General features: G+C 67.7%; 4 protein-coding genes. 3 read left to right on the plus strand and 1 reads right to left on the minus strand.

Features of this window, described 5'->3' with window-relative positions; genetic code table 11:
* Window positions 1–127 precede the first annotated feature (127 nt).
* Window positions 128–1,099, minus strand: a complete 972-nt coding sequence (locus tag V3B46_RS13620; protein ID WP_329892201.1) for an aldo/keto reductase — start codon at window positions 1,097–1,099, stop codon at window positions 128–130.
* A gap of 193 nt (window positions 1,100–1,292) precedes the next feature.
* Here V3B46_RS13620 and V3B46_RS13625 point away from each other — a divergent pair, with 193 nt between their 5' ends.
* The 3 genes from V3B46_RS13625 (at window position 1,293) to dusB (ending at window position 4,823) form a co-directional block, all read left to right on the plus strand.
* Window positions 1,293–2,591, plus strand: a complete 1,299-nt coding sequence (locus V3B46_RS13625) for a NupC/NupG family nucleoside CNT transporter (RefSeq protein ID WP_303637950.1) — start codon at window positions 1,293–1,295, stop codon at window positions 2,589–2,591.
* 25 nt (window positions 2,592–2,616) lie between these two features.
* Window positions 2,617–3,582, plus strand: coding sequence for a ribokinase (locus V3B46_RS13630; RefSeq protein WP_329892145.1), 966 nt, complete (start codon window positions 2,617–2,619; stop codon window positions 3,580–3,582).
* Between the two features lie 245 nt (window positions 3,583–3,827).
* Window positions 3,828–4,823: a tRNA dihydrouridine synthase DusB gene (gene dusB, locus V3B46_RS13635; RefSeq protein WP_329892146.1), complete on the plus strand. Its 996-nt coding sequence runs from the start codon at window positions 3,828–3,830 to the stop codon at window positions 4,821–4,823.
* Window positions 4,824–4,963 lie beyond the last annotated feature (140 nt).

A 4,963-nucleotide genomic window follows, 5' to 3' on the forward strand; every position in this document is an offset into this window, starting at 1 on the left:
GGGTGGTCTCGCTGCCGGCTAGCTGCCGCGCGTGTGACTCCCCCGACACAACACCCCCTCGACTCTACCAAGGCCCGAGCCCGAGCCGGCCCGACCGAGACCCCCGAGGCCCGGTCGGCCCCGGGGTTCAGGCGAAGACGGCTTCGACCTGCGCCCAGCCGGCCGCGTCGACCTGCTCCAGCACGTCCAGTGCCTGCAGGTTCTGCAGCAGCTGGCTAACCCGGCTGGCGCCGAGGATCACGCTGGAGACATTCGGGTTGCGCAGGCACCAGGCAATCGCCAGCGTCGCCGGGGCATGGCCCAGCGCGCGTGCCACCTCGCTGAAGCGCCGCACCTGGCCCAAGCGGGCCCCGGCGTCGGCCCCCAGCACCAGGTCCTGCAACCACTCCATGCCTTCCCGCCCCAGCCGCGCATCGGCCGGGATGCCCTGGTCGTACTTGCCGGTGAGCAGGCCCGAGGCCAGCGGCGAAAAGATGGTGGTGCCCAGCCCAGCGCGGGCATACAGCGGCGCGTACTCGACCTCAACCCGCTCGCGGTGCAGCAGGTTGTACTGCGGCTGCTCCATCGACGGGCCCTGCAGGTTGTGCGCCTCGGCGATGTCCAGCGCCTGCTGGATCTGCGCCGCCGACCACTCCGAGGTGCCCCAGTAAAGGATCTTGCCCTGCCGTACCAGGGTATCCATGGCGTGCACGGTCTCGGCGATCGGCGCGTCCGGATCCGGGCGGTGGCAGTAATAAAGGTCCAGGTAGTCCACCCGCAGGCGCTTGAGCGCGGCATGGCAGGCGTCAGTCACGTGCTTGCGCGACAAGCCGCGCTGGGTCGGGCGCGGGTCCTTGGCGCTGCCGAAGAACACCTTGCTGGACACGCAGAAACCGTCGCGCGGCAGGCGCAGGTCGGTGATCACGTCACCCATGACCTGTTCGGCGCGGCCGTTGGCATAGCCCTCGGCGTTGTCGAAGAAGTTGACGCCATGATCCCAGGCGGCGGCCACCAGGTTGCGGGCCTCATCGCGCGGGACCTGGTCGCCGAAGGTCACCCAGGCGCCGAAGGACAGGGCGGAAATCGGCAGGCCGGTGGAGCCCAGGCGACGGTATTGCATGCGAATCTCCTGCTGCGGGCCCGCATCCGGGCCGGGATCGAACCCCATTCTACCCGCCGCCGCCAGCCACAAGCCCTTGCCGTTGCTGGCCTGATCGGCACCGATGGCCGCGCGCACGCTGCTTTTTCTTGCCCCGGCCCCTGCCCTGCACTAGGCTTCCCGTTTTTCGCGACGCCCCAGGGGAGTCACTCACATGGTCGAAGGTTTGGGCAGGATCGGCTTCGGCCTGTTCGGGTTGGCGGTGCTGATCGGCATCACCTGGTTGTTTTCCAATAACAAGCGCGCGGTTGACTGGAAGCTGGTTGCCACCGGTATCACCCTGCAGATCGCCTTTGCGGCGCTGGTGATCCTGGTGCCGGGCGGGCGCGATGTGTTCGACGCGCTGGGCAAGGGCTTCGTCAAGATCCTCAGCTACGTCAACGAGGGCTCGGGCTTCATCTTCGGCTCGTTGATGGACACCAAGAACTACGGCTTCATCTTCGCCTTCCAGGTGCTGCCGACCATCATCTTCTTCTCGGCGCTGATGGGGGTGATGTATCACCTGAACATCATGCAGGCGATCGTGCGCGTGATGGCCTGGTCGATCACCAAGGTGATGCGCGTGTCGGGTGCGGAAACCACCAGCGTCTGTGCCAGCGTCTTCATCGGCCAGACCGAGGCGCCGCTGACCGTGCGCCCGTACATCGCCAGGATGACCCAGTCCGAGCTGCTGACCATGATGATCGGCGGCATGGCGCACATCGCCGGCGGCGTGCTGGCGGCCTACGTGGGCATGCTCGGCGGCGGCGACCCGGTGCAGCAGGCGTTCTACGCCAAGCACCTGCTGGCGGCCAGCATCATGGCGGCACCGGCCACGCTGGTCGTGGCCAAGCTGCTGATCCCGGAAACCGGTACCCCGCTGACCCGCGGCACGGTGAAGATGGAAGTCGAAAAGACCTCCAGCAACATCATCGACGCGGCCGCTGCCGGCGCCGGCGACGGCCTGAAGCTGGCGCTGAACATCGGCGCGATGCTGCTGGCCTTCATCGCCCTGATCGCGCTGCTGAACGCCCCGCTGACCTGGATCGGCGATGTGACCGGCCTGGCCGCTGCCATCGGCAAGCCGACCAACCTGTCGACCATCTTCGGTTACGTGCTGGCCCCGATCGCCTGGGTGATCGGCACCCCGTGGGCCGATGCCACCACCGTCGGTTCGCTGATCGGCCAGAAGGTCGTGATCAACGAGTTTGTGGCCTACACCGAGCTGTCGCAGATCGTGAACGGCCAGATCGCCGGCGTGAGCCTGTCCGAAGAAGGCCGCCTGATCGCGACCTACGCGCTGTGCGGCTTCGCCAACTTCAGCTCGATCGCGATCCAGATCGGCGGCATTGGCGGCCTGGCCCCGGAACGTCGCCACGACCTGGCCAAGTTCGGCCTGCGCGCCGTGCTGGGCGGTACCATTGCCACCTTCATGACGGCGACCATCGCCGGCGTGCTGACGCACTTCAGTTGAACCCTTGGTTGAGAAAAGATTCCCTATGAGCAGCAGTGTCGTTGTCGTCGGTTCCTTCAATGTCGATCACGTGTGGCGGTGCGAGTCGCTGCCGGCACCGGGTGCGACCATTGCCGGCCGTTACAGCACCGGCCCCGGTGGCAAGGGCTTCAACCAGGCCGTGGCGGCCTGCCGCGCCGGCGCCGACACGCACTTCGTGTGCGCGCTGGGCGACGACGCTGGTGGCGCCACCGCCCGTGATCTGGCCGCGCAGGACGGCTTCGGTCTGATCGCCGAAGCCAGCAGCGAACCGACCGGCACCGCCGGCATCTACGTCGATGCCCGTGGCCGCAACACCATCGTGATCGGCCCGGGTGCCAACGCCGCGCTCAGCACCGACTTCCTGCAACAGCAGCAGGCCCTGCTGACCCACGCCAAGGTGGTGCTGGTGCAGCTGGAATCGCCGGTGCAGACCATCGAAGCGGCACTGGCCACGGCCCGCGAGGCCGGCGTCACCACCGTGCTCAACACCGCACCGGCCGATGCGCCCTCGACCATCGGCCTGCTCAAGCTGGCCGATGTGATCACCCCGAACGAGACCGAGTTCGCCGCCCTGCTCGGCCGCCATGTCGGTGAGCGCGTGGATGCCAACGACGTGGCCGCGCTGGATGGTGCCAGCCTGCATGCGCTGTGCCGCAAGCTGGTCGGCAACGGCACCGTGGTGGTCACGCTGGGTTCGGTGGGCGTGTTCGTCTCGCATGCCGACGAGAACCTGCGCGGCGATACCCAGCCGTACTACCGCGTGGGTGCCGAACAGGTGCAGGCGATCGACACCACCGGTGCCGGTGACGCCTTCAACGGTGCGCTGGCCGCCTCGCTGGCGCAGGTGGCCGACGCCCCGTTCGCCCGCCACGTGCGCTTCGCCAACCAGTTCGCCGGTCGTTCCACCGAGAAGGAAGGCGCCGCTGCGGCGATGCCGCGCTTCACCCCGGCCGATTCCGAGGCAAAGTAAATCCACGCCATGCGTGGGTAGAGAAGCCCGGGGGCGCAGGCACCCGGGCTTTTTTGTGCATTCTGCAGGCCCGCCAGGCCTGGCAGAGCCTGGGGTAGCCGCCTACCATCGCCCGCCCTTGGGGGCGGCGGAAGCAACCGTCAAGCATCTGTTGATGCCGGTACGGCATGAGCTGGGTGCGGATCGGCCTGAACCGGAACGCCCCCGACACGGCCGTAGCGCCGCCCGCGCCCTACAATGGGCGCATGCAGATCGGCCCGTACACCATTGCCCCCAACGTCGTGCTGGCGCCCATGGCCGGCGTCACCGACAAGCCTTTCCGCCTGCTGTGCAAACGGCTGGGCGCGGGTCTGGCCGCCTCGGAAATGACCATCAGCGACCCGCGCTTCTGGAACACGCGCAAATCGATCCACCGCATGGACCATGACGGCGAACCGGCACCGATCAGCGTGCAGATCGCCGGCACCGAGCCGCAGCAGTTGGCCGAAGCCGCCCGCTACAACGTGGACCACGGCGCGCAGATCATCGACATCAACATGGGCTGCCCGGCCAAGAAGGTGTGCAACGCCTGGGCCGGTTCGGCACTGATGCGCGACGAGCAGCTGGTGGCGCGCATCCTCGAAGCCGTGGTCAACGCGGTGGACGTGCCGGTCACGCTGAAGATCCGCACCGGTTGGGACTGCGACCATCGCAATGGTCCGCTGATCGCGCGCATCGCCGAGGACAGCGGTATCGCGGCACTGGCGGTGCACGGCCGTACCCGCGACCAGCACTACACCGGCCAGGCCGAGTACGCCACGATCGGCGAGATCAAGGCCGCGCTGCGCATTCCGGTGATCGCCAACGGCGATATCGATTCGCCGCAGAAGGCCGCTTTCGTGTTGCAGCAGACCGGCGTGGACGCGGTGATGATCGGGCGCTCGGCGCAGGGCCGGCCGTGGATCTTCCGCGAGGTGGCGCATTACCTGGCCACCGGCGAGGAACTGCCGCCGCCGTCACTGGCGGAAGTGCGCGACATCCTGCTTGGTCACCTGCATGCACTGCATGCGTTCTATGGCGAGCCGCAGGGGGTGCGCATCGCGCGCAAGCACTTGGGCTGGTATGCCAAGGACCGGCCGGAGAATGCCGCCTTCCGCGCGGTGGTCAACCGTGCCGAAGATCCGGCCAGCCAGATCGCATTGACCACCGAGTACTTCGACCGCCTGATCGCCGGGGAACCGGCGTTGTCTTCGGCGGCCTGACCGCGCCAGCCCCTCGTAACCCGCCCGACTGCCTTGATCCGTAGAGTCGAGCTTGCTCGACTGCTCCATACCGTAGAGTCGAGCGTGCTCGACAGGGGTTCTGGAGCGTAGAGCCCGCGCGACGCTAACCGCCCCCACCA

Origin of the sequence: Stenotrophomonas sp. SMYL11 (assembly GCF_036320005.1) — a bacterium.
Taxonomy (GTDB): Bacteria; Pseudomonadota; Gammaproteobacteria; order Xanthomonadales; family Xanthomonadaceae; genus Stenotrophomonas; species Stenotrophomonas maltophilia_A.

What these genes read in the sequence shown, in the direction of transcription:
- V3B46_RS13630 (WP_329892145.1), top strand. Translation starts at nt 2,617, where the DNA reads ATGAGCAGCAGTGTCGTTGTCGTCGGTTCCTTCAATGTCGATCACGTG.
- V3B46_RS13620 (WP_329892201.1), bottom strand. Translation starts at nt 1,099, where the DNA reads ATGCAATACCGTCGCCTGGGCTCCACCGGCCTGCCGATTTCCGCCCTG.
- V3B46_RS13625 (WP_303637950.1), top strand. Translation starts at nt 1,293, where the DNA reads ATGGTCGAAGGTTTGGGCAGGATCGGCTTCGGCCTGTTCGGGTTGGCG.
- dusB (WP_329892146.1), top strand. Translation starts at nt 3,828, where the DNA reads ATGCAGATCGGCCCGTACACCATTGCCCCCAACGTCGTGCTGGCGCCC.